The 23,968-nt window shown below is 69.9% G+C and carries 23 protein-coding genes; 9 read left to right on the top strand and 14 right to left on the bottom strand.

What is annotated here, in order from left to right; all coding sequences use genetic code 11:
• The first annotated feature begins 55 nt into the window (after nt 1-55).
• Genes ACZ61C_RS20755 through ACZ61C_RS20745 form a run of 3 tightly spaced genes read left to right on the top strand, consistent with a single transcriptional unit; the run spans nt 56 to nt 2,725 of the window.
• Complete coding sequence (locus tag ACZ61C_RS20755) at nt 56-1,279, top strand: cytochrome P450 (RefSeq protein WP_465308999.1); 1,224 nt, start codon at nt 56-58, stop codon at nt 1,277-1,279.
• A gap of 13 nt (nt 1,280-1,292) precedes the next feature.
• Nucleotides 1,293-2,492, top strand: coding sequence for a cytochrome P450 (locus ACZ61C_RS20750; RefSeq protein ID WP_465308997.1), 1,200 nt, complete (start codon nt 1,293-1,295; stop codon nt 2,490-2,492).
• A gap of 38 nt (nt 2,493-2,530) precedes the next feature.
• A complete protein-coding gene (locus ACZ61C_RS20745; protein WP_290056061.1) occupies nt 2,531-2,725 on the top strand; it encodes a ferredoxin in 195 nt (64 codons plus the stop codon).
• A gap of 52 nt (nt 2,726-2,777) precedes the next feature.
• Here the strand turns inward: ACZ61C_RS20745 and ACZ61C_RS20740 are convergent, their stop codons facing one another.
• From ACZ61C_RS20740 to ACZ61C_RS20720, 5 genes are read right to left on the bottom strand one after another with little or no spacing between them, the layout of a single operon-like run.
• Entirely contained in the window at nt 2,778-3,851 is a 1,074-nt protein-coding gene (locus tag ACZ61C_RS20740; protein WP_465308995.1) for an ABC transporter ATP-binding protein, read from the bottom strand.
• 2 nt (nt 3,852-3,853) lie between these two features.
• Nucleotides 3,854-4,726, bottom strand: coding sequence for a carbohydrate ABC transporter permease (locus ACZ61C_RS20735; RefSeq protein ID WP_465308993.1), 873 nt, complete (start codon nt 4,724-4,726; stop codon nt 3,854-3,856).
• Nucleotides 4,723-5,655 (bottom strand): carbohydrate ABC transporter permease, encoded by a 933-nt coding sequence (locus tag ACZ61C_RS20730; protein WP_465308991.1) that lies wholly within the window; start codon nt 5,653-5,655, stop codon nt 4,723-4,725. Before ACZ61C_RS20730 ends, ACZ61C_RS20735 begins: the two co-directional genes overlap by 4 nt.
• Nucleotides 5,655-6,995, bottom strand: a complete 1,341-nt coding sequence (locus ACZ61C_RS20725; protein ID WP_465308989.1) for an ABC transporter substrate-binding protein — start codon at nt 6,993-6,995, stop codon at nt 5,655-5,657. The genes ACZ61C_RS20730 and ACZ61C_RS20725 overlap by 1 nt, the downstream gene beginning before the upstream one ends.
• The gene (locus ACZ61C_RS20720) at nt 6,982-7,986 is read right to left on the bottom strand and encodes a zinc-dependent alcohol dehydrogenase family protein (RefSeq protein ID WP_465308987.1); all 1,005 of its coding nucleotides are present in this window, start codon (nt 7,984-7,986) and stop codon (nt 6,982-6,984) included. The genes ACZ61C_RS20725 and ACZ61C_RS20720 overlap by 14 nt, the downstream gene beginning before the upstream one ends.
• 128 nt (nt 7,987-8,114) lie before the next feature.
• Between ACZ61C_RS20720 and ACZ61C_RS20715 the strand changes: the two genes are divergently transcribed.
• Together ACZ61C_RS20715 and ACZ61C_RS20710 are read left to right on the top strand one after the other, a co-directional pair.
• The gene (locus ACZ61C_RS20715) at nt 8,115-9,101 is read left to right on the top strand and encodes a sugar-binding transcriptional regulator (protein WP_465308985.1); all 987 of its coding nucleotides are present in this window, start codon (nt 8,115-8,117) and stop codon (nt 9,099-9,101) included.
• A 230-nt stretch (nt 9,102-9,331) separates the two neighbouring features.
• Nucleotides 9,332-10,012, top strand: coding sequence for a hypothetical protein (locus ACZ61C_RS20710; protein ID WP_465308983.1), 681 nt, complete (start codon nt 9,332-9,334; stop codon nt 10,010-10,012).
• On the opposite strand, the gene ACZ61C_RS20705 is transcribed toward ACZ61C_RS20710, so the two are convergent.
• The gene (locus tag ACZ61C_RS20705) at nt 9,900-10,226 is read right to left on the bottom strand and encodes a winged helix-turn-helix transcriptional regulator (protein ID WP_465308981.1); all 327 of its coding nucleotides are present in this window, start codon (nt 10,224-10,226) and stop codon (nt 9,900-9,902) included. The genes ACZ61C_RS20710 and ACZ61C_RS20705 overlap by 113 nt on opposite strands.
• A gap of 65 nt (nt 10,227-10,291) precedes the next feature.
• On the opposite strand from ACZ61C_RS20705, the gene ACZ61C_RS20700 reads away from it, so the two are divergent.
• Complete coding sequence (locus ACZ61C_RS20700; RefSeq protein WP_465308979.1) at nt 10,292-10,879, top strand: NADPH-dependent F420 reductase; 588 nt, start codon at nt 10,292-10,294, stop codon at nt 10,877-10,879.
• Between the two features lie 2 nt (nt 10,880-10,881).
• Here ACZ61C_RS20700 and ACZ61C_RS20695 read toward each other — a convergent pair whose 3' ends face one another.
• Together ACZ61C_RS20695 and ACZ61C_RS20690 are read right to left on the bottom strand one after the other, a co-directional pair.
• Complete coding sequence (locus tag ACZ61C_RS20695) at nt 10,882-11,043, bottom strand: hypothetical protein (RefSeq protein WP_465308977.1); 162 nt, start codon at nt 11,041-11,043, stop codon at nt 10,882-10,884.
• 88 nt (nt 11,044-11,131) lie between these two features.
• On the bottom strand, nt 11,132-12,178 hold the full coding sequence (locus tag ACZ61C_RS20690) for a C45 family autoproteolytic acyltransferase/hydolase (protein ID WP_465308975.1): 1,047 nt from the start codon (nt 12,176-12,178) through the stop codon (nt 11,132-11,134).
• A 228-nt stretch (nt 12,179-12,406) separates the two neighbouring features.
• Here ACZ61C_RS20690 and ACZ61C_RS20685 point away from each other — a divergent pair, with 228 nt between their 5' ends.
• A complete protein-coding gene (locus ACZ61C_RS20685) occupies nt 12,407-12,955 on the top strand; it encodes a DUF1062 domain-containing protein (protein WP_465308973.1) in 549 nt (182 codons plus the stop codon).
• Nucleotides 12,956-12,976: 21 nt separating this feature from the next.
• Here the strand turns inward: ACZ61C_RS20685 and ACZ61C_RS20680 are convergent, their stop codons facing one another.
• Entirely contained in the window at nt 12,977-15,481 is a 2,505-nt protein-coding gene (locus tag ACZ61C_RS20680; RefSeq protein WP_465308971.1) for a DEAD/DEAH box helicase, read from the bottom strand.
• Nucleotides 15,482-15,632: 151 nt separating this feature from the next.
• Here ACZ61C_RS20680 and ACZ61C_RS20675 point away from each other — a divergent pair, with 151 nt between their 5' ends.
• Nucleotides 15,633-16,889, top strand: a complete 1,257-nt coding sequence (locus ACZ61C_RS20675; protein WP_465308969.1) for a primosomal protein — start codon at nt 15,633-15,635, stop codon at nt 16,887-16,889.
• Between the two features lie 232 nt (nt 16,890-17,121).
• Here ACZ61C_RS20675 and ACZ61C_RS20670 read toward each other — a convergent pair whose 3' ends face one another.
• Complete coding sequence (locus tag ACZ61C_RS20670) at nt 17,122-18,330, bottom strand: MFS transporter (RefSeq protein WP_465309433.1); 1,209 nt, start codon at nt 18,328-18,330, stop codon at nt 17,122-17,124.
• An 89-nt stretch (nt 18,331-18,419) separates the two neighbouring features.
• Nucleotides 18,420-19,514 (bottom strand): adenosine deaminase, encoded by a 1,095-nt coding sequence (locus ACZ61C_RS20665; RefSeq protein ID WP_465308967.1) that lies wholly within the window; start codon nt 19,512-19,514, stop codon nt 18,420-18,422.
• 212 nt (nt 19,515-19,726) lie between these two features.
• On the opposite strand from ACZ61C_RS20665, the gene ACZ61C_RS20660 reads away from it, so the two are divergent.
• A complete protein-coding gene (locus ACZ61C_RS20660; RefSeq protein WP_465308965.1) occupies nt 19,727-20,851 on the top strand; it encodes a PA containing protein in 1,125 nt (374 codons plus the stop codon).
• Between the two features lie 171 nt (nt 20,852-21,022).
• Here ACZ61C_RS20660 and ACZ61C_RS20655 read toward each other — a convergent pair whose 3' ends face one another.
• From ACZ61C_RS20655 to ACZ61C_RS20645, 3 genes are read right to left on the bottom strand one after another with little or no spacing between them, the layout of a single operon-like run.
• Nucleotides 21,023-22,306: a thymidine phosphorylase gene (locus ACZ61C_RS20655; RefSeq protein WP_465308963.1), complete on the bottom strand. Its 1,284-nt coding sequence runs from the start codon at nt 22,304-22,306 to the stop codon at nt 21,023-21,025.
• Nucleotides 22,303-22,692, bottom strand: coding sequence for a cytidine deaminase (locus ACZ61C_RS20650; protein ID WP_465308961.1), 390 nt, complete (start codon nt 22,690-22,692; stop codon nt 22,303-22,305). The genes ACZ61C_RS20655 and ACZ61C_RS20650 overlap by 4 nt, the downstream gene beginning before the upstream one ends.
• Nucleotides 22,692-23,921: an ABC transporter permease gene (locus tag ACZ61C_RS20645; RefSeq protein ID WP_465309431.1), complete on the bottom strand. Its 1,230-nt coding sequence runs from the start codon at nt 23,919-23,921 to the stop codon at nt 22,692-22,694. Before ACZ61C_RS20645 ends, ACZ61C_RS20650 begins: the two co-directional genes overlap by 1 nt.
• Nucleotides 23,922-23,968: the final 47 nt, after the last annotated feature.

Below are 23,968 nucleotides of genomic sequence, written 5' to 3'. Positions count from 1 at the left end.
GAGGAACCGGAATGTAATCCTCCGCATACTGTAAGTCCGTTTTAGGGGGCCCGATATGACCGAAGTCGCCGATCCCACCACGAAGGACGAAGTCTTCCCGCTCGCCCGCACCTGTCCGTTCGCGCCGCCGCCGGCCTACGACAGGCTCCGCGAAGCGGGCCCGGTCCAGCGTGTCGCCCTCCCGGACGGGTCGGAAGCCTGGGCGATCACCCGCCTGGAAGAGGTCCGGCAGATGCTGACCGACCCGCGGTTCAGCTCCGACCGGTTCAACCCGGGCTTCCCGGTCCTGTTCAAGTCCGGCCGGCCGCAGCGGCGGCGGAACTTCACGGCGTCGCTGATCAACATGGACCCGCCGGAGCACGGCGCGGCCCGCCGCGAGGTCGTCGGCGAGTTCACCGTCAAGCGCATGAAGGCGCTGCAGCCGCGGATCCAGCAGATCGTCGACGAGCACATCGACGCGATCCTGGCCGGCCCGAAGCCCGCCGACCTGGTCACCGCGCTCTCCCTGCCGGTGCCGTCGCTGGTCATCTGCGAGCTGCTCGGCGTGCCCTACCGCGACCACGACTTCTTCCAGGTCCGCAGCTCGAAGCTGCTCAACCGGGAGATCGACCAGGAGAGCCGGATCCAGGCCGTCGACGAGCTGCAGGAGTACCTCGACCAGCTGGTCGCCACCAAGGAGGCCGACCCGACCGACGACCTGCTCGGCCGCCAGATCGTCAAGCAGCGCGAAGAGCACGGTGACGCCGACCACGACTCGCTCGTCTCGCTGGCGTTCCTGCTGCTCATCGCCGGGCACGAGACGACGGCGAACATGATCTCGCTCGGCACCGTCGCGCTGCTGGAGAACCCGGACCAGCTCGAGATCATCAAGAACGACCCCGGCAAGACGCTCGACGCCGTCGAGGAGCTGCTCCGGTACTTCACGATTGCGGAGTTCGCGACCTCGCGCGTCGCCACCTCGGACGTCGAGATCGGCGGGCAGCTGATCCGCGAGGGCGAGGGCGTGCTGGGCCTGAGCTACTCCGGCAACCGCGACGAAGAGGCGTTCGAGAACGCCGACGAGCTCGACCTCGAGCGCGGCGCGCGCCACCACGTCGCGTTCGGCTTCGGCCCGCACCAGTGCCTCGGCCAGAACCTGGCCCGGATGGAGCTGCAGATCGTCTTCGACACGCTCTTCCGCCGCCTCCCGGAGCTGAAGCTGGCCGCGCCGGTCGAGCAGCTGCCGTTCAAGCACGACTCGTCGATCTTCGGTCTGTACTGCCTGCCCGTGACCTGGTGAAGAGGGGGAAGTCATGACGACTGTCGAGAAGCACGAATTCCCGATGACCCGCACCTGCCCGTTCGCGCCGCCTCCGGCGTACGAGGAGATCCGCGAAGGGGACCCCGTTTCGAAGGCCGGGCTGCCCGACGGCGGCTGGGCCTGGGTGGTCACCCGCCACGAGGACGTCCGGACCGTGCTGAACGACCGGCGCTTCAGCGCCGACCGGCAGCACCCGGACTTCCCGCAGCTGGTCAAGGGCGGGTTCCGGCGCCAGGGTGACGAGCGCACCATGATCACCATGGACGCGCCCGAGCACGGGCCGGCCCGCAAGGCCGTGCTCGGCGAGTTCACCGTGCGGCGGATGGAGGCGCTGCGGCCGCGGATCCAGGAGATCGTCGACGGGCAGATCGACACGCTGCTGGCCGGGCCGAAGCCGGGTGACCTGGTCGAGGCGCTGTCGCTGCCGGTGCCGTCGCTGGTGATCTGCGAGATGCTCGGCGTCCCGTACACCGACCACGACTTCTTCCAGGAACACACCGCGAAGCTGATCAAGCGCTCCACGACGCCGGAGGAGCGGCGGGCGGCGTTCGACACCATCCGCGGGTACATGGAAGACCTCATCGCGGAGAAGGAGGACAACCCGCCGGACGACCTGCTCGGCCGGCAGATCGTCAAGCTCCGCGAGGACGGCACCTACCGGCGCGCCTCGCTCGCCGCAACCGGCTTCCTGCTGCTGGTGGCCGGGCACGAGACGACGGCGAACATGATCTCGCTGTCCACCGTGGCGTTCCTGCGCAACCCGGAGCAGCTCGCGGCGATCAAGGCCGACCCGGGCAAGACGCTCGACGCCGTCGAGGAGATGCTGCGGTACTGGACGATCGTGGACGCGGCCACGGCGCGGCTGTGCGTCGAGGACGTCGAGGTCGGCGGGCAGCTGATCCGCGCCGGGGAGGGTGTGCTGGCGCTGGGTTACTCGGCGAACCGCGACCCGCGGGCGTTCGAAAACGCCGACGAGCTGGACATCGAGCGCGGCGCGCGCCACCACGTCGCGTTCGGCTTCGGCCCGCACCAGTGCCTCGGCCAGAACCTGGCCCGGATGGAGCTGCAGATCGTCTTCGACACGCTCTTCCGCCGCATCCCGACCCTGGCGCTGGGCGCGGACGTCGACGACCTGCCGTTCAAGGACGACGCGAACATCTACGGCCTGTACCGGCTGCCGGTGACCTGGTAGAGATCGAACCTGCCATCCCACCACAGGAGAGAAGAACCATGAAGATCATCGCGGACACCGGCAAGTGCGTCGGCGCGGGTCAGTGCGTGCTCACCGAGCCCGCGCTGTTCGACCAGAGCGAGGACGACGGCACGGTCATCGTCCTGAACGAGACGCCCGAGGGCGAGCTGGTCGAGAAGGCCCGCGAAGCGGTGCACGTCTGCCCGAGCCAGGCGCTTTCGCTGCAGGAGTGAGGGGAACGGCCACCTCGCGGGCAAGGGGTTTCCCGCGAGGTGGCCGCAGCTCTCAGGAGAGACGCAGGGTCGTCTCCGGGTTGAAGGCGTGGGTCTCGCCTTCGCCGCGCAGGCCGACGCGCACGTTGTCACCCATGCGCGGCGGTGTGCGGCCGTCGACCCGGACGACGAACCGGTCGTCGCCGACCTTGCCGTGCAGGTACGCGTCCGCGCCCAGCTCCTCCACGAGCTCGACGACCAGCTCGAAGCCGCCTTCGGAGACCAGCTCCAGCGACTCCGGACGCACGCCGAAGACGACCTCGCGCAGGTCACCCGCGGCCGACAGCACCGAACGCGGCAGCGGCAGCGTGACGTCGCCCAGCTTGACGCCGCCTTCGGTCAGCGGCAGCGTCGCCAGGTTCATCGCCGGCGAGCCGATGAACCCCGCCACGAAGGAGTTCGTCGGGTTCTCGTACAGCTCCCGCGGTGACGCGCACTGCTGCAGCACACCGTCCCGGAGCACCGCAACCCGGTCGCCCATCGTCATGGCCTCGACCTGGTCGTGCGTGACGTAGATGGTCGTCGTCCCGAGCCGCTGCTGCAGCTGGGCGATGTTCGCGCGGGTCTCCACCCGCAGCTTCGCGTCCAAGTTGGACAGTGGCTCGTCCATCAGGAACACGCTCGGCTCGCGGACGATCGCCCGCCCCATCGCGACGCGCTGCCGCTGGCCGCCGGACAACGCCTTGGGCTTGCGGTCCAAAAAGCGGGTCAGGTCCAGCATCTTCGCCGCTTCGCCCACACGAGCAGAGATGTCCGAAGAGGACATTCCACGCAGCTTGAGCGCGAAGCCCATGTTGTCGGCGACCGTCATGTGCGGGTACAGCGCGTAGGACTGGAACACCATCGCGATGTCGCGGTCCTTCGGCGGCAGGTTCGTGACGTCGCGGTCGCCGATGCGGATGGCGCCCTCGTTGACGTCCTCGAGCCCGGCGAGCATCCGCAGCGCCGTCGACTTGCCCGAGCCCGAGGGCCCGACCAGCACGAGGAACTCGCCGTCCGGCACCGAGAGGTCGAGCTTGTCCACCGCGCGAACGGTCGAAGCACCCGGGTAGATCCGCGACGCCTCTTCGTAACTGACTGCTGCCATGACTACTTCACCGCTCCCATCGAGAGGCCCCGGACGAGGTGGTTCTGCGCGATCCAGCCGACGATCATCACCGGCAGCGAAGCCAGCAGCGCGGCGGCTGAAAGCTGGGCCCAGTACAGGCCCTCACTGGTGATGAACCCGACGAGGAACACCGGCACGGTGCCGGCGCGCGCCGCCGTCAGGTTGACCGCGTAGAAGAACTCGGTCCAGGAGAAGATCACGCAGATCAGCGCGGTCGCCGCGATCCCGGGCGCGACCACCGGCATGATGATCTTGCGCAGCAGCGTCGGCAGGTTGGCGCCGTCGATGCGGCCCGCTTCGATCATCTCGTGCGGCACTTCCAGGAAGAACGACCGCATCATCCAGATGGCCAGCGGCAGGTTCATCGACGTGTAGAGGATGACCAGCGCCCACACCGTGTCCAGCAGCTCGGTGTTCTGGGAGATGATGTACAGCGGGATGATCGCCGCGACGATCGGCAGCATCTTCGTCGAGAGGAAGAAACCCAGCGCGTTCGACGTCTTCTTCACCGGCGCCAGCGACAGGGCGTAGGCCGCGGGGATGCCGAGGAGCAGCACCAGCAGCGTCGAAAGCACGGTGACGAACGCCGAGTTCGACAGGTAGGGCAGGAACCCGCCCTTCAGCACGTTCGCGATCTGGTCGAACGTCGGGCTGAAGAACAGCTTCGGCGGGTCGGTGTAGGCGTCGGCCTCCTGCTTGAACGCCGTGAGGATCATCCACAGCAGCGGGAAGACGAACAGGATCGCGATCACCCACGTGACGAACGTGAGCGAGCCGGGGCCGACCTTGCGCTTCGGCTTGCGGGCCGGAGCCGCGGTCGCAGCCGGCGACGGGCGGGTTTCGAGGGTGGTCATTTGACGCCTCCGTCCACCGAGAAGGTGCGGAACATCAAGCGCAGGGCGAAGGTCGCGACGATCATCGTCAGGATCACGACGATGACACCCATCGCCGACGACTGGCCGACGTCGAAGCCCTCGAACGCGCGCTGGTAGATGTAGTACGGCAGGTTGGTGCTGGCCGTGCCCGGCCCGCCCTGCGTCATCAGGAAGATCGCGTCGAAGCTGTTCACGATGTAGATCGCGCCCAGCAGGGTCGCCAGCTGCAGGAACCTCGACAGGTGCGGCAGCGTGATGGAGACGAACGTGCGCCACCGGCTCGCACCGTCCACAGAGGCCGCTTCGAGGACCTCTTTGGACTGGCTCTGCAGGCCGGCCAGGATCAGCAGCATCATGAACGGCGTCCACTGCCACACGATCTGCGCCATCACCGAGGCCAGCGGGAACTCCGAAAGCCAGTCGACGTCGGTGCCGAAGACGAAGTGCAGCAACCCGTAGGTCGGGTCGAACATCGTCGTCTTCCACAGCAGCGCGCCGGCCGCCGGCAGGATGAGGAACGGCGTGATCAGCAGCGTCCGGACCACACCGCGGCCGAAGAACTTCCGGTCCAGCAGGATCGCGAGGCCGAGGCCGAGCAGCAGCGCGACGAGCACGCACACCACCGTCAGCAGCACGGTGTTGAGCAGCGCGACCAGGAACGTCGTGTCACTGAAGACGTCGACGTAGTTGGCGAGGCCGACGAAGTGCCGCGAACCCGACCGGACCAGGTTCCACGACTGGAACGAGTAGAACACCGTCAGCAGGAACGGCAGCTGCGTCACCGCGATGACGAAGATCAGCGCCGGCAGCAGCGGGAGCCGCCGCTTGGCCGCGGTGCTCAGGCCTTTCTTCTCCTCGGCCTTCGCGTGCGTGTGGGACTTGGGCGTGTCTACCGACAGGGTGGACATCACTGCACCGCCTTGTAGGAATCGCCCACCGTCTGGGCGTAGTCCTGGGACTGCTTCAGGGCGTCGTCTACCGACTCGCGGCCGGCGATCGCCGCCGACAGCTGCTGGCTCACCCGGGTGCCCAGGTCCTGGAACTCCGGGATGCCGACGAACTGGATGCCGGGGTAGGGCACCGGGTTCGCCATGGCCTTCTGCTGGTTCGCGTCCGCGATGCCGTCCAGCGTCGGCTTCGCGTAGGCCTGCGCGGCCTTCGCGTAGTCGGGGATGTCGTAAGTGGACTGACGCACGCCCGGCGGGACGCGGTTCCAGCCGTAGGCCGCGCCGACCTTCTGCACGTACGCCTTGTCGGTCATCCAGGCCATGAACTTCCAGGCCGCGTCCTTGTCCTTGGCGACCTTGGGGATGCCGAGCGCCCAGGTGTAGAGCCAGCCGCTGGCCTGGGTCTTGACGACCGGCGCCGGCGCGTACCCGGACTTGCCGACGATCTTGCTGCTCGACGGGTCCTCGTTGGTGCCGGCCATGACCGTGGCGTCGTACCACATCGCGGCCTGGCCCTGGGTGTAGCGCGTGCCGCACTCGGAGAACCCGGCGCTGGAGGCGCCGACCTCGCCGTGGTCGCGGATCAGGTTCACGTAGAAGTCCGCGGCCGCCTTGAACTCCGGCGACGTCAGCTTGGCGTTCCAGTCCTTGTCGAAGTACCGGGCGCCGAAGGTGTTGGCCACCGTGCTGAACGGCGCGAGGCTCTCACCCCAGCCGGGCTTGCCGCGCAGGCAGATGCCCGCGACGCCGTCGGCCTTGTCGTCGAGCTTGGCGGCGTACTCCGCGACCTGCTGCCAGGTCGGCTTGGCCGGCATGGTGATCCCGGCCTTCTCGAAGAGGTCCTTGCGGTAGGCCAGGAACGACGACTCACCGTAGAACGGCACCGCGTACATCTGGTTCTGGTACGACAGCGACTGCTTGATGCTGGGGATGAAGTCGCCTTCGTCGTAGCCCTGGGTGGCCGCCATGTGTGGTTCGAGGTTCTCGAGCCAGCCGTTGGCCGCCCACTGCGGGGCCTCGTAGTTGCTGATCATCACGACGTCGAACTCGCCGCCCTCGGTGGCCGTCGACGCGGTGATCTTGGCGCGGGCCTGGTTTTCCGGCAGCGACACGAACTTGAGGTTGATCCCCGTCGCCTTCTCGAACTCCGGGGCGAGCGAGATCGCGTCCTTCATCTGCGGGTTCGACACGATCGCGATGACGAGCGTCGAGTTACCGGTGCCGATCGAGCCGGCGCCCGCGCAGCCGGTCGCCAGCAGCGACGTCGCGGCGAAGAGCGTGAGGAGCTTACGCACGGCCACCTCCCGGGAGGACCTGCACCTTGAGGCCCGAGCCGCTGCGCATCTTGGCGAGCGCCTCGGGGTACTGCTCCAGCGGGAGCCGGTCGGTCAGCAGCTCCTCGGTGTCGATCGCGCCGCCGGCCACGAGGTCGAGCGCGGCGCCGTAGCTGTTCAGCACGGCCATCGAGCCGACGATGGTGATCTCGTCGTTGTAGATCCGGAACGGCGACAGCGCGACGCGGGCTTCGGCCGGGGCGACACCGAAGACGAGCAGCCGGCCGCCGCGGCGGATCGAGTCGAACGCGGCTTCGATGGCCGGGGCGGCGCCGGTGGCGTCGACGGCGACGTCGAACTTCTCGCCGTTCAGCTCACTGACGTCCGACGCGGTGGCGACGGCGCCGAGGCGGGCCGCGCGGGGCAGGCGCTCTTTGTTGCGGTCGACCACCGTGACGTTCGCGCCGGCGCGCTGCAGCAGCTGCTGCATGATCAGGCCCATGGTGCCGGCGCCGATCACGAGGAAGCTCTCGCCGGCCTCGACGCCGACGCGGCGCACGCCGTGCACCGCGCAGGAGACGGGCTCGACCAGCGCGCCCTGCTCCCAGGTCATCGAGTCGGGCATGCGGTAGCAGTTGGCCGACGGCACGGCGACGAACTCCGCGAAGGCGCCGTCGACGGTGTCACCGGTCGCGTTCCAGTTCGCGCACAGGTTTCCGTGGCCCGAGCGGCACGGGCCGCAGTAGCCGCAGAACAGGGAGGGGTCCACGGCGACGCGGTCGCCGACCTGCCAGCCGCCCGGCACGTCGGCGCCGAGCTCGACGATCTCCCCGGCGAACTCGTGCCCGGGGACGATGGGGTACGGGGTGGGCGGGAAGTGCCCGTCCGCGATGTGCAGGTCGGTGCCGCAGATGCCGCACGCGCCGACCTTGACGACTACCTGCCGTTCCCCCGCTTTCGGATCGGGCACCTCGCCGACTCGGATCTGCCCCGGCCGGTCGATGATGGCGGCACGCATGCCTTACCCCTTCCTCGCGCTCATATGAGCGGCGTTGACCTATGGCGTCGAGTACTTGTGAAGGCATTAGAGGTCTGACGTCGGTAGTACGTCAACCTTTTGGGCGGATTTCTAGCTATAGTGCTCATATGAGCACGACCAAGAAGCCGGGGTCCCTGACCGAAGCTATGCTGCTCGCGACCGTCGCCCGGCGCTTCTACGTGCAGGGACGCTCCAAGCTGGAGATCGCCGACGAGTTCGGCGTCAGCCGGTTCAAGGTGGCGCGTATGCTCGACACCGCCATGGAGTCCGGGCTGGTCCGGGTGGAGTTCTCGCTGCCGGCGCCGGTGGACCTGGCGCTGTCGGACGAGGTGCGCTCGGCCTACGGCCTGGAGCGGGCACTGGTGCTGGAGCGCTCAACCGAGCGGGAACCGAAGGAAGTCGTCCGGGCGAAGATCGGGACGCTGGCCGCCCGGCTGCTGGAGGAGATCGTGCGGCCCGACGATGTCGTCGGCCTCTCGTGGGCGCGCTCGGTGAACGCGATGACCGAGGCGATCCGGGCGCTGCCGCGCTGCCCGGTCGTCCAGCTCTGCGGAGTGCAGGCCGGGATGGACATGCGCGGCCGCTCGGTCGAGACGGTCAGCCGCGTGACGTCGGTGTCCGGCGGCGACGCGTACCCGATCTTCGGGCCGCTGGTGCTCCCCGACCGCCGCACGACCGAGACGCTGCGGCGCCAGCCCGGCATCGCGGAGACGTTCGGCCAGTTCAAGAACCTGACCAAGGCGGTGGTCAGCATCGGCGCGTGGCAGCCGGGCGAATCGACGGTCTACGACGCGCTCGACGAAGCCGAGCGGGCGGCGATCTCGGCCCGCGGCGCGACGGCGGAGGTCGCGGCCCGGCTGTTCGACGCGGCCGGCAACGCGTTGTCGACCGGCCTGGCCCACCACGTGCTGGCGATCAGCCACGAGGAGCTGACGGCGGTGCCGGAGGTGATCGCCCTGGGCTACAGCCGCCCGAAGGCTTCAGCGGTCGACGCGGTCCTGCGCTCCGGCATGGTCTCGACCCTGATCACCGACGCCGCCGCCGCAGTCCCCCTCCTGGCCCTGGCCGCCAAAAACCCACCCAACCGCACGTGATGCCCCTCCAGTCACGCGAGATGCCCCTCCAATCACGCGAGTTACGCGCCCAATCACGCGAGATCCGCCGCTGATCACGCGAGATCCGGGTTCGGTGCCCGTACTCCCGAGGCGGTACGGGCGCCGCCGCCGCGTACCCCCGCGGGTGCAGGCGCGACCGGCGCGGCTCCGGGGCAAAACCCGGGTCGGGCCCGATGTGCCCACCCGCGCCGACGGCGAGCCTGGAGCGCATGAAAACTTCCCCGCGGTGGCGGCAGGCCGTCGTCTGGCTGCACGTCGTGTCGTCGGTCGCCTGGATGAGCCAGGCCCTCGCCCTCGTCGTGCTGATGTCGCTCGCCTTGACGGACCCGGGCCGCGCCGCGGCCGCGACCGCCATGGCCGACCGGCTCGACTCGACCCTGCTCGCCCCGATGGCGAACGTCTCCGCCTTCACCGGCCTGCTGCTGGCCGGCGCGACCGCGTGGGGCTACTTCCGGCACTGGTGGGTGCTCACGAAGTTCGCCCTGACGCTCATCCAGCTCTACGCCGGGATCTTCCTGCTCTCCCCCGCGCTGCGCGAGTCCGCGGACACCGCCACCGCGAGCTGGCTGCAGGTCGCCGGCGCCTCGCTCATGGCGAGCGCGCTTTCCTTCCAGGCGTGGCTTTCGGTCGCGAAGCCGGGGAGGAAGACGCCGTGGGCGCCGGCCGGGAAGCAGCCGGCCGCGCCGACCTGGGTGTTCGTCGCCGGGGTCGTCGTGTCCGTGGTCGACGTCGTCGACGGCCTTCTGCTCGGCTACCCGCTGCCCGCGTTGTCCCTGGTCATGCTGATCGTGCTGCTCGGTCTTGAGCGGCGACGACGGCATCGCCGTGCTCCGCGGCCCAGCGCCCGAAGCCCTCGATCGGCGCCAGCAGCGTCTCCCCCAGCGGCGTAAGCGCGTACGCGCCTTCGAGGCGCTCGACGAGCCCGTCGAACTCCAGGCGTCGCAGGGTTTCCGTGAGCACCTTCGCGCTGATTCCGCCGATCGTGCGACGCAGTTCGCCGTGCCGCGCCGGGCCACCCCGCAGCGCCCACACCACCACCGGGTTCCACGTGTTGGCCATCAGGTCGAACGCGAGCCGCGTCCGGCAGTCGGCGAGGAAGTCCATGGTTACCGTTCGGTTCCTTCCCGGGTTCCTACCGTCGTGCTGGTAGCCAACCACAAGGAGGACGCATGCGGATCGGGATCTTCGGCACCGGCGGAATGGCGGCGGCGCTCGGCACGCACTGGGCGCGCGCGGGCCACGAGCTGCTGGTGAGCGGCCGTAGCCCCGACGCGCTCGCGAAGCAGCTAGACGCGCGAAGCGGAACCTGGCGCGAAGTGGCTTCGCAGGCCGAAGCGCTGCTGCTCGCCGTCCCTACCGACGCCGTCTTCGAGGTGCTCGCCGCCGCGGGTCCCCTGCCCGGCCGGGTCCTGATCGACTGCACCAACCAGCCGGGCGCGGACGGCGGCCCGCCGCCGGGCACCCCGGTCGCCTCGCGCATCGCGGCCGCCTCGCCGGGCGCGCACGTCGTCAAGGCGTTCAACCTGGCGTCCGTCGACGTCTGGCGGACGCCACCCCGGACACTCACGGTCCCGCTCTGCGGCGACGACCCGGCGGCGCTCGACGCGGTGCGCACGCTGGTCCGGGACGTCGGCTGCACCCCGGTCCACGGCGGCGGCCTGGACCGCGCCGCCCTGCTGGAGGCGACGGCGGCGTTCGCCATCGGCCTGTGGTTCGCGGGCGAAGACGCGCAGAAGATCCTGGCGCCGGTGGGCTGAGCTCAGCAGCACGCCTTGTAGGCGCCCGCGACGATGCTCGGCGCCATGCCGTACTCGGTCGCCGAGGCGTCCGGTCCCGTGGACGCGAGCGCCGGGGTGGCCCCGGCGGCCCCCAGCACCGCCGCGACGAAGATCCCGGCCAAGACACGCTTCAGGTTGATCATGGGTTCCCTCCCCTGTGGACTGACACCAACCTAGCGACGCCCACGCGGTCGCGAGGGAATTTGACCGCTTCCGGCCAGCGGCCGGAAGTCAAGCGCTGACGGCGTCGACCTCGCCCGCCGTCAGGGAAGCCGCCTGGGCTCGCAGGGGCTTGCCGCCGTGGGGAACCACCGTCACCTCGCCCGTCGCCAGGTCCGTCACCAGCGTGCTCAACGTCATCAGCTCGTCCCCGCCGGTCGCGTCGCGGAAGACGCCGCCGGTCAACGTCTCCGTCAGCCACGCCGCGTCCGGTGTGGACGGCGCGAGGTGCGCACAAACCTCCGCGCGGCGCAGGCTCTCCTCCGGCGCGGTGTCCAGATGGGGCGGGAGCTGCCGGAAGTGGTTGGTGTGCCAGGAAAGTCCACTCGCGACAGTCAGCACCGCCGTCTCGGTCCCGGCCTTCTCGACGACCGTGACACCCGGCTCGCCGATCCGGCCCATCGTGTAAGCGAACCCGCCCGCCGAAGAGCAGCGGCGCAGCAGCGACACGGCCTCGGGCAGGTTCGTCGCCCGCTGCGCCGAGCGCGCCACGAAGTGCCGCCCCGCGCGCGGCCCCGGCGCGACGACGCCGACGCTGTCGATCCCCCACACCAGCCCGTGCGAAGTGAGCGTGAACGTGTTGGCCGGCAGGAACCCCGGATACCACCAGACGCACACGCCGGGCTCACCGTCGACCAGCAGCGTGAGCAGCCGCCCGAGGCCGTCGAACACCGGGAGGCCGTCCTCGTTGTGGCCGAGCAGGGAAGGCGCGCCGACCCACGCGAGGTCGGTGCAGCCGGTCCCGTCGCCGGTGCCCAGGTCGCCGCGGAGGTTGGCCAGCAGCAGGTCGTCGAACGGCACGCCGGCGCCCGCGGCGAGCGCCGTCAGCTCGGCGTAGGCGTCCGGGTGGTCCACCTGGGACGCCGATTCGACCGCCCGGAACAGCACCGGGGACCGCCGGGCCCGCGCGGCGACCGGCCAGCCGGCCAGTCCGGCGAGGACGGTCCGGATGTCCGCGGCCGCGTGCTCGCCGAGCGCCCGGAAAGCGGCTTCCCGGGGACCCCGGACGATCGTCCAGCGCACGTCGCCGATCCGGTGCTCTTCGACCTTGGCCGCCATGCGCTCACGATGACCGAGCAGGCAGGAAAAGGCAACGGGCCCGCCGGAAAACGAGTGGAACGGCGCCACCGGCTGCGGTTACCGTGCCGACGAACCGAGTCGCCTGGTCAAGGACGTGCCGTTGTACACCTCGTGAGACCTCCTCGAGCGCTGATCTGACGCGCGTCGCGCTTTCCGCGCCGCGCCGCTTCTTGCTGCGGACTTCTCACGAGAACGGGTGTCCTTGTCATGCTCGAAAACTGGGTGGTCGTCCCCACCCGCCTGCCGCTCGTCGTCCGGTCCTGCCACGCGTGCGCGGCCGACCGCTTCCGGACGAGCGGCAAGTTCCGCGTCAACGCCCACCACAAACGGCTCGACGCCTGGCTCCTCGCGCTCTGCACCACCTGCGGGGAAACCACGAAGCTCACGGTCCTGGACCGGGCCGACGTCCGGTCCGTCCGGCCCGGGCTGCTCGACCGGCTGCACACCAACGACCCAGCCCTGGCGGCCGAGCTGCTCGCAGACCCGGTCCTGCGGCGCCGCAACCGCGTCACGCTCGACTGGGACGGCGCCTGGCGCCTCGACACCGGCCGGCCGGCTCTCCCGGACCGCGACGTGATCGACGTTTCGGTCCGCTTCGGGGCGCGGATCCCGATCCGACCGGTGCGGCTGATCGCCGAAGGGTGCGAGCTGTCGCGGGCCGAGGTCGAACGCCTGGTCGCCGCAGGAAGGCTCGTCGCGGCGGTCCGGCTGACCGGCCGGCTCACCGGCGACTTCACCTTCACGCTCAAGCGGTGAACGTCCGGCGGAGCCGGGGACCTAGTGCGCGCCGACCTCGGTCACGCGCACCACGGCCACCCCGGCTTCGTCGGACGCCGCCAGGTCGACCTCCGCGCTGATGCCCCAGTCGTGGTCGCCGGCCGGGTCGTCGAAGATCTGGCGGACCTTCCAGACGTCCGGCTGCTGCTCGATCATCAGCAGCGCCGGGCCGCGCGCGTCCGGGCCGGTGCCCAGCGTGTCGTACTCCTCGAAGTAGTCCTCGATCGCTTCCTGCCACGCTTCGGCGTCCCAGCCGGACTCCGCGTCCAGCTCGCCGAGCGGGAACCACGCCCGGCGCCCGAACAGCTCGACCCGGCGGAACAGCTCGTTGCGGACCAGCACCCGGAAGGCGCGCTCGTTGCGCGTGACGGCCGGCGGCTCGGACGGCGGCCGCATCGACACCGGTCCCTCTTCGTCGGGGTGGCGCAGGGCTTCCCACTCGTCGAGGAGGCTGGAGTCGACCTGCCGGACGAGCTCGCCGAGCCACTCGATGAGGTCCTGCAGCGGCTCGGTCTTGGCCTCGTCCGGGACCGTGTGGCGCAGGGAGTCGTAGACGTCCGTGAGGTAGCGCAGCACCAGCCCTTCCGAGCGGGCGAGCTGGTAGAAGCCGATGTACTCGACGAAGTTCATCGCGCGCTCGTACATGTCGCGCACGACCGACTTCGGGGACAGCTCGTAGTCGTCGACCCACGGGTGACCCTGCCGGTAGCTGTGGAACGCGCCCTGCAGCAGCTCCTCCAGCGGCTTCGGGTAGGTGATGTTCTCGAGCAGCTCCATCCGCTCGTCGTACTCGATGCCCTCTGCCTTCATGGCGTTGACGGCCTCGCCGCGCGCCTTGAACTGCTGCTGCGACAGCACCGGCCGCGGGTTGTCCACAGTGGATTCCACAGTGGACACGACGTCGAGCGGGTAGCTCGGCGACTCCAGCTCGAACAGCTCGATCGCGGCCAGCGCGAACGGCGAAAGCGGCTGGTTGAGCGCGAAGTCGAACTGCAGGTCGACGGTGAGCCGGACGATCCGGCCCTGCTCGTCCGGCTCCGGCAGCCGCTCGACGACGCCGGCGGCCAGCAGCGCGCGGTAGATCGCGATGGCGCGCAGGATCAGCTTGCGCTGGGACGCGCGGTCCTCGTGGTTGTCCTCCAGGAGGTGGCGCATCGAGTCGAACGCGTTGCCCGGGCGCGAGATCACGTTCAGGAGCATCGAGTGGGTGACCTTGAAACTGGAGGTCAGCGGCTCGGGGTCGGCCGCGATCAGCCGGTCGAACGTGCTCTCGGTCCAGTTGACGAAGCCCTCCGGCGCCTTCTTCCGGACGATCTTCTTTTTCTTCTTCGGGTCGTCGCCCGCCTTCTCAAGCGCCTTCGCGTTCTCGACGACGTGGTCCGGGGCCTGGACGACGACGTACCCGTCGGTGTCGTAGCCCGCGCGCCCGGCGCGGCCGGCGATCTGGTGGAACTCACGCGCCTTGAGGTGGCGCTGGCGGACGCCGTCGTACTTCGTCAGGGCGGAGAAGACCACTGTCCTGATTGGTACGTTGATGCCGACGCCGAGCGTGTCCGTCCCGCAGATCACCTTGAGCAGGCCCGACTGGGCCAAGGTCTCGACCAGTCGGCGGTACTTCGGGAGCATGCCGGCGTGGTGGACGCCGATGCCGTGGCGGACCAGCCGCGAGAGCGTCTTGCCGAAGCCGGCGGAGAACCGGAAGTCGCCGATCAGCTCGGCGATCGCCTCCTTCTCGGCCTTGGTCGTGACGTTGATGCTCATCAGCGTCTGGGCGCGTTCGATGGCCGCGGCCTGCGAGAAGTGCACGACGTAGACCGGCGCCTGGCCGCCGTTGAGCAGCTCGGACATCGTCTCGTGCAACGGCGTGAGCGCGTACCGGAAGGTCAGCGGCACCGGGCGCTGCGCCGACGTCACGACGGCGGTCGGCTTGCCGGTGCGGCGCGTGAGGTCCTTCTCGAAGAAGGACACGTCGCCCAGCGTCGCCGACATCAGGACGAACTGGGCCTTCGGCAGCTCGAGGATCGGCACCTGCCACGCCCAGCCGCGGTCGGGCTCGGAGTAGAAGTGGAACTCGTCGGCCACGACCTGCCCGACCGGGGCGTCCGCACCGAACCGTAACGCGATGTTCGCCAGGATTTCCGCGGTGCAGCAGATGATCGGGGCGTCCGGGTTGACGCTCGAGTCGCCGGTCATCATCCCGACGTTGTCGGCCCCGAAGATCTCGATGAGCTGGAAGAACTTCTCCGACACGAGCGCCTTGATGGGCGCGGTGTAGTAGCTGCGGCGGCCCTGGGCGAGCGCGGTGAAGTGCGCGCCGACGGCGACGAGGCTCTTCCCGGAGCCGGTCGGCGTCGAGAGGATGACGTTCGATCCGGAGACGACCTCCATCACCGCCTCCTCCTGCGCCGGGTACAGCTCGATGCCCCGATCGGCCGTCCAGGTCGTGAACGCTTCGAAGAGAGCGTCGGGGTCAGGATCCGCAGGCAGGAGGTCTGTGAGAGTCATCAGACGTCCATCGTGCCATCCGCTCGTCGCAAAGTCGGCAGGGGCAATCGCGTCGCGCGTGGTAAACCCGTAGGCTTCGCGGTACCGCGCATCGACCGGGGGATACTTTCGGTCTCGCGCGCACACGGGCGGTAATCCGGAGGGCTTAGGAATGGCACAGGACATCATCCCGATCGAACTCGGCCTGCCGCAGGGAGACGTCGTCACCCTGTGGGCGCCGCGCTGGCGGGAAGACGGCGAGGAGTGGGAAGCGTTCCTCGGCGACGAGGACGACCTGTACGCCTTCCCGGACGCCGCGCACCTGGCCGCCTTCGTCCGCACGTCCGAGCGCCACGACCTGCTGGACCACCCGGCCTGGGACGCCGTGCCGTCGCTGAACGTGCCGGAGCTGATCCCGGACGAGGACCACACGTACGACCTCGTCGGCGTGCCCGAGCTCGTCGCCGAAGAGCCGGACATGTGGCACATCGCGGAGCTGGCCGAGATCGTCGGCATCGTCCGCTCCCTCGCCGACGTCTGCGACCTCGAAGAGGTGCACGAGATCCTCGACTCGACCGAGGGCTTCTCGCTGCTCGACCAGGGCACGCTCCCGTTCACCGGGAGCGTCGGCGTCCAGGTCTGGAACGACCTGTCGGAGACGGTGTCGACGAAGTGGGACACCGTGCTCGACGCGATCGACGGCCTGGTGACCGCGCCCGACGTCGACGAGAAGGTGCTGGAGCAGACCGCCGAGGAGCTGGCGGCGTTCCACGAGGAGTCCGCCGAGGCCGAGGCCGGCGCCGAGGGTGAAGAGGACCTCGAAGCGATTTCCTCGGATGACGAGGACGACGAAGAAGAGGAAGAGGGCCCGGTCGGGTTCTGGGCCGAGGTCGGCATCGACCCGGTCAAGATCATCACGTCCGGCGCGGAGTACTACACGCTGCGCTGCTACCTCGACGACGCACCGGTGTTCCTCGGCAGCGAAGGCGAGATCGACGTCTTCACGTCGGAGAAGGCCCTGGCGCGTGCCCTGGCCGACGGCAAGGACCTGGCCGACACCGACCTCGCCGACGTGTCCACGTGGGACGAGGTCCTGGCGAAGGCCACGGCCGGCGAGCTCGAGGTCGAGGTCGACGCCGAGAACACGTACGTGCTCACCGGCCTCGACGCCGACATCGCGGAGGGCCCGGAGGCGATCGACCCGACGCAGCTGGAGCTGGCGGTCGAGCTGATCACGGACGCGGCCGAGTGGGCAGGCGACGACTCCGCCGAGACGGCCCTGGCGGGCAACGAGAGCCTGGGCTGGCTGGTGTCGTTCGTCCTCCGCCCGGACCCGACGCGCCTCGAGCCGTCGGCGCCGTTCGACGCGGAGCAGAGCGCGTGGCGGAAGCTCGTGGAGACGTTCGAGAACCGCCTGACGGTGGCTTGAGTTTCTGACCCGAAGGCCGTCTCCCCGCTGGTTGGGGAGGCGGCCTTCGTCGTGTCACGCGTGATGCCCCTCCAATCACGCGAGATGCCTCCGCAGTCACGCGTGATGCCCCGCTGAGCACGGGTGATCGCCATCCCCGCACCGATCGGCTCGCTTGCCCGGAGGGTCGGCTCGCGTGACTGGGCGGGCATCTCGCGTGATCCGGCGGGCATCACCCGTGATTGGCGGGGCATCACGAGTCAGTCGGGGGTTCGGCGCGGACCGGGACCACCAGCACCGCCAAAGCCGGGAACACTGCGGCCACGCAGAAGGCCAGTGCGTACCTGCTGTCGCCGATCACCAGGCCCAGCAGGGGCGGGGTCAGCGAGGCCGCGATGTTCTGGCCCGTGTTCTGCGTCCCCATCGCGCGGCCGGACCACGCGAGCCCGGCCAGCTCGGCCGACGCCGTGAAGCCGAGGCCGTTGTCGGCGACCGTCACCACGCCCGCCAAGGCCAAGGCCAGCAGCACCAGCCACGGCCAGGAAGCGTCCCCCAGCGCGACCAGCAGCATCACCAGGCAGCTCAGCACCGCCAGCTGCCGCATCGGGCGCAGGCGGCTGCCCACCCGGTCCGACCACCAGCCCGATCCGAGCCGGCCCGCAGCGCCCAGCACCTGCACCACCGCCAGGTACCAGCCCGCCGACAGCGGGCTCCAGTGCTGCACCGCCACCAGGTACACCGGCGCGAACGCCGAAACCGCGAACTGCGGCACCACCAGCAACGCGCTCGCGCCGTGCACCCGCCACAGCGTCGCGTGCCGATACGGCGAAGGCGGCTTGACACCGTCAGCCGCCCGAGGTGGCCGCGGCGGGTCCGTGACGAGCCAGGCCACCAGCAGCGCGACGACGATCGCCAGCCCGGCCGGCAGCAGCACCGCCGCCCGGAAGCCGAAGTGCGCCGCCAGCGGCGGCAGCCCGAGCGCCGCGACGCCGACGCCGAGCGGCTGGGCCGTCTGGCGGATCCCCATCGCGACGCCGCGCTCGGACTTCGCGAACCAGCCCATGACCACCCGGCCGCTCGCCGCGTTCACCGACGCCGTACACGCTCCGGCCGCCAAGAACACACCAAAGAGCAGCCCGACCGGGTGACTTCCTATCCCGGCGTACACCAGGAGTAACCCCGAGGCCCCCAGTCCGAGGGCCATGATCAGACGCTCTCCGTAACGGTCCGCAGCCGCGCCCCACACGATCAGGGTGAACAGCAGGCCGATGCTCGGCGCCGCGACGACCGTCCCGGCCTCGGCCAGCGTCAGCCCTTCGGCGGCTCGCATGGCCGGGACCAGGAACGGGATGCCGTAGAGGAACGAGCAGCTCGCGGTCTGCGCGGCGAGGCCGAGCGCAAGGATGAGCCATCGCCGTGAACTCGCCTGCACCCCGACCGAACTGTCCGCGACCTGCGCCATCTTCGCCACCGTCTCAATATCTGAGAACAACTTCCTATATGGTGAACGATAGTTGGCATGGCTAAGGACCGCAAGCACCCCGAGGAGCGTCAGCTCAGCGCGGCGTATCCGGGCTTGATGACGTCGTCGATCAGCGAGAGCCGGGCGTCGAAATCGATGAACGCGGATTTCATCGCGTTGATCGTGAACCACCGGAAGTCGTCGAGGCCGTACCCGAAGGTCTCGTGCAGCGCGGCGAATTCGCTGGTCATCGTGCATCCGCTCATCAGCCGGTTGTCGGTGTTCACCGTCACCCGGAAGCGCAGCCGCTTGAGCAGGCCGATCGGGTGCTCGGCGATCGAGCGGACCGTGCCTGTTTGGACGTTCGACGTCGGGCAGATCTCCAGGGGGATCCGGCGGTCGCGGACATACGCGGCCAACCGTCCAAGGTGGACCGTGCCGTCCGCGTCGGTCTTGATGTCCTCGGCGATCCGCACGCCGTGCCCGAGCCGCTCGGCGCCGCAGTGCTGAATCGCCTCCCAAATGGACGGCAGCCCGAACGCTTCGCCGGCGTGAATGGTGAAATGCGCATTGTTCTGGCGCAAATACTCGAAAGCGTCGAGATTGCGGGTCGGCGGGAATCCGTCCTCGGGTCCCGCGATGTCGAAGCCGACGACACCGGCGTCCCGGTAGCGGACGGCCAGGTTCGCGATCTCGAGGGCCCTGGCGTGCTGGCGCATCGCGCAGAGCAACGTCCCGACGCGGATCGAACCGCCGTTCGCGGCCACGCGCCGTGTGCCCTCCGTGAACCCCGCCTGGACGGCCTCGACCACCGCATCGAGTGACAGACCGCGTTCGACGAACAACTCCGGTGCGTAGCGCACCTCGGCGTAGACGACGCCGTCGGCGGCCAGGTCCTCGACCGCTTCCGCGGCGACCCTGACCAGGGATTCCTCCGTTTGCATCACTCCGCAGGTGTGCGCGAACGTCTCGAGGTAGGACACGAGTGAGCCGGAGTCGGCCGCTCGGCGGAACCAGCTGCCCAGCTCGGCCGGGTCGGTGGTGGGCAGACCGGCATAACCGGTGGCTTCGGCGAGCTCGGCGACGGTGGCGGGGCGCAGGCCGCCGTCGAGGTGGTCGTGCAACAGCACCTTGGGCGCGCGGCGGAGGGTCTCGGCGGTCGGAACAGGGCTTTCGTCAGGCATCCCCCAACGGTAACCTCGTTGTCATTCCCCTACATGGCCGTAACTCTCAGCCTCGGGCTAACCCTCAGCGTCCGAGGATCGGTAGCGAATCGGCCATCCGGGGGCAGCCTCCGCAATACGCACTTCACGGGGGCCATACGCACAGCAATTTCGCAATCGTTAAGCTTCGTGGCACGTCCCTCCATTTCCCCGCCGACGAAGGACACACAGCAGTGACCACTGACAACCACATTGCCGCCCCGTCCTTCGACCGGATGCGCAACATGCTGGTGCGCGCGGCCGAAGTGCGTGAGAGCGAGCAGCAGCAGATCTTCGACGCGCTCGACGACATCTACGCCCGCCTCGCGCCGGTGGACTCGCTGGGCGCGGTCCGCAAGCGGCTCTCCGAGCTCCCCGACCGCACCGAGGTCGGCGTGCTGGCCGAGCGCCTCGACGAGACGATGTCCCGGCTCGAGGCCCAGGACAACGCCCTCTCGGCGCTGACCCGCGCGGTCGAAAGCATCGTCGACAAGCTGGCCAAGCCGTTCGCGCAGCTCGACGGCAGGCTCGACGGCATGGCCGCGCGCCTCGAGGGTGTCGGCGGCCGGATGGACGGGCTCGAGGACAAGCTCCAGAACATCCACCGCCGGCTCGACGAGCTGGGCGGCCACCTCGACAAGCAGGACGGGAAGCTCGACTCGATCCCGGCGTCGGTGCACGGCCCGGTCCGCGAGCGGATCGAGCAGGCCGAGGCGTCGCTGCGCGAGCGCGTCGACCACGCCGACCACGAGCTGCGCGGCAAGGTCGACGAGCTCAGCCGCTCCACCCACGAGCGGCTCGGCGAGCTGGACCGCGTCACGCAGGAGCGGATCGGCGCGAACACCGAGGCGCTCAAGACGGCGCTGACCGAGACCGGCGAGATGATCGACGCCTCGGACCGCCTGGAGAAGCTGGGCGGCCGCCTCGAGACGGTCACCACCCGCCTCGACGACCTGGCCTCCCGCCTCGACAAGGTCGAGGACGGCTTCCTCTCCGGCATCGGCGACCTCGACGGCGCGCTCAAGGCCGGGCTGTCCAAGGTCGAGGGCACGCTGGCCAAGCAGCCGGACTCCGAGTCGGTGGACTCGCTGGTCCGCAAGAGCAACGACGAGAGCGTCCGCCGCATCGGCGGCCAGCTCGACGAGGCGATGGCGACGTTCGCGGAGCTGATGCTCGGCGGCGGCCCGGCCGTCCAGCAGATCGCCCCGCCGCCCCCGGCCCCGCGCCAGCCGCGTCGCAGCTCCCGCAACGGCCGCGCCCCGAAGCCGGCCGACGCCAAGGCCAAGCCGGGCGAAGGCGCCGAAGAGGCCACGGAGTAACCCAGCCCCACGAAGAGGCCCCCGCCGGCGTACCGGCGGGGGCCTTCTCATGTTCCGGAGTACCCACTCCAGATCACTTTCACGTGAAAGTGCCCACCTGGGGCCGCACTTTCACGTGAAAGTGCAGCTCTGAGGGGTCACTCGGGTGGGTGATCGTCTTGGCGATGATCGTCACACTGTTCCGCGGATCGTCTCCCGGACGATCGGGTTCGGCGCGGACGCCGCCGAGGCCACCGAGTAAGCGCCTTCGAGGGCCGCCAGGGCGGCGGGGACCGCGTCCGGGGTGTCGGTGTGCAGCTCCAGCAGCGGTTCGCCCTCGGTGACCTGGGAGCCGGGCTTCGCCAGGCACAACACGCCCGCCGCGGCCTGGACCGGGTCCTCCTTGCGGGCCCGGCCCGCGCCCAGCCGCCACGCCGCGACGCCCACCGCGTACGCGTCCAGCGAAGCCAGCACGCCCGAAGCCGGCGCGACCACCGTGTGGACGTGCGACGGCGTCGGCAGCGGCGCCGTCGGGTCGCCGCCCTGGGCCGAGATCATCCGGCACCAGACCTCGTACGCCTCGCCCGACGCCAGCACCTCGGCCGGGTCGGTCGAGATCCCGGCCAAAGACAGCATCTCCCGCGCCAGGGCCAGCGTCAGCTCGACGACGTCGGCCGGGCCACCGCCCTGGAGCACGGAAACCGACTCCGCGACCTCCACCGCGTTGCCGACCGCCCGCCCCAGCGGGACGCTCATGTCGGTCAGCAGCGCCGTGGTCGGCACGCCGTGTGCGACGCCGATCGAGGTCAACGTCGAGGCGAGCGACCGCGCCTGGCCGAGTGTCTTCATGAACGCGCCCGAGCCGAACTTGACGTCCAGGACCAGCCCGGACGCGCCTTCGGCGATCTTCTTGCTCATGATCGAGCTGGCGATGAGCGGGATCGACTCCACGGTCGAGGTGACGTCCCGCAGCGCGTACAGCTTCTTGTCCGCCGGCGCGAGCCCGGACGTCGCCGCGCAGACCACCGCGCCGACGTCCTCCAGCTGGGCCTGGATTTCCGAAGTGGACAGTGAAGCCCGCCAGCCGGGGATCGACTCCAGCTTGTCGAGCGTGCCGCCGGTGTGGCCGAGGCCGCGGCCGGACAGCTGCGGCACCGCCGCGCCGCACGCCGCCACCAGCGGCGCCAGCGGCAACGTGATCTTGTCACCGACCCCGCCGGTCGAGTGCTTGTCGACGGTCGGCCGGGACACGGAAAGCGACAGCCGCTCGCCGGACGCGATCATCGCGCCCGTCCAACGGGAGATCTCGTCGGCGTCCATGCCCCGCAAGAAGATCGCCATGGCCAGCGCCGACATCTGCTCTTCGGCGACGTCCCCGCGCGTGTACGCGTCGACGACCCAGTCGATCTGCTCGTCGGACAACCGGCCGCCGTCGCGCTTGGTGCGGATGACGTCGACCGCCGCGAACCCGCTCACGGCAGGTCGTCCGGGCCGAAGGCGTCCGGCAGCACGTCGGACATCGGCAGGATGCCGCTCGGCGTGTCCACCAGGCACGAAGATCCGCCCAGCTCGAACAGGATCTGACGGCAGCGCCCGCACGGCATCAGCAGGTCACCGGCGCCGCTGCGGCACGCCACGGCGACCAGGCGGCCGCCGCCGGAGAGCCGCAGCTGCCCGGCCATCGTGCACTCCGCGCAGAGCCCGAGCCCGTAGGACGCGTTCTCGACGTTGCAGCCAACCACCACGCGGCCGTCGTCGACGATCCCGGCGACCCCGACGTGCAGACCCGAATAAGGCGCGTACGCATGGGAAGCGGCCTCGATCGCCTGAGCCCGCAGCGCATCCCAGTCCACTGTGGACATCAGTCCTCACCCCGCCGGTACGGCTGTCCGTCGGCCTTCGGCGGCCGCAGCCGCTGGGAGGCGACGGCCAGCACGATCAGCGTCACGAAGTGCGCGGTGTACGGGATCAGGTCGGACGGCAGCGTGTCGTTGGCCCAGTAGATCGCGTACAGCACACCCGCACCGACGACGCCGAGCCCGGCCGCGATCCACTGCTTGCGGAACAGCTGGACCACAACGATCACGCCGACCAGGATCACCGCGCCGTAAAGCAGCGCGAGCACCGCTTCACCGCCGCCGGCGAGCTGCAGGCCGTCCGCGTAACCGAACAGCGCCGCGCCGCCGAGCAGGCCGCCTGGGCGCCAGTTGCCGAAGATCATCGCCGCGAGGCCGATGTACCCGCGGCCGTTGGTCTGGTTCTCCAGGTAGTCCGCGCCGCCGCGCAGCAGCACCAGCGACGCGCCACCCATGCCGGCGAACGCGCCGGAGATGAGCATCGCGACGTACTTGTGCCGGTAGACGTTGACACCCAGGGACTCCGCGGCCACCGGGTTCTCGCCGCACGAGCGCAGCCGCAGGCCGAAGCGGGTCTTCCAGAGCACCCAGAAGCTGATCGGCACCAGCAGGATCGCGATCATCGTCAGCGGCGCCACCTCGGTGACCAGGCCGCGCAGGATGCCCGCGACGTCGGAGATCCCGACGCGCTGTTCCTTCTCGAGGTCACCGAGCCAGTCGGACAGGCCCGAAGCCGAGTAGGTGTCGAACTTCGGCACCACCGGCGACTGCCGCGGGTTGCCCGACAGCGGCTCGAAGATGAGGTTCGCCAGGTACTTCGTGACGCCGAGGCCGAGCAGGTTGATCGCGACACCGGAGACGATGTGGTTGACGTTGAACGTCACCGTCGCCACCGCGTGCAGCAGCCCGCCCAGCGCGCCGAACGCGATCGCGGCCAGCAGGCCGGCCCACACGCCGCCGTTGTACGAACCCCAGGCGGCGCCCCAGGTCCCGAGGATCATCATGCCCTCGAGGCCGATGTTGACCACGCCCGCGCGTTCGGCCCAGAGGCCGCCGAGCGCGCACAGCAGGATCGGCAGCGCGAGGCGCAACGCCGTCGACGCGGTGTTCGACGACGTCAGCGCGGCGACGCCGGTGGAGTACGACGCCGTCGAGATGACGGCGATGGCGATGACGGCCCAGATGACCCCACGCAGCCAGCCCGGGATCCGGGACCGCTTGCGGTGCACCGGCATGGTGCCGGGGCTGCCCGCGTCGGGCCGGGAGATGTCGGTGACGGCCA

The sequence above is a fragment of the Amycolatopsis sp. NPDC104587 genome, assembly GCF_055583645.1.
This window is presented reverse-complemented; position numbering and strand designations above follow the sequence as displayed.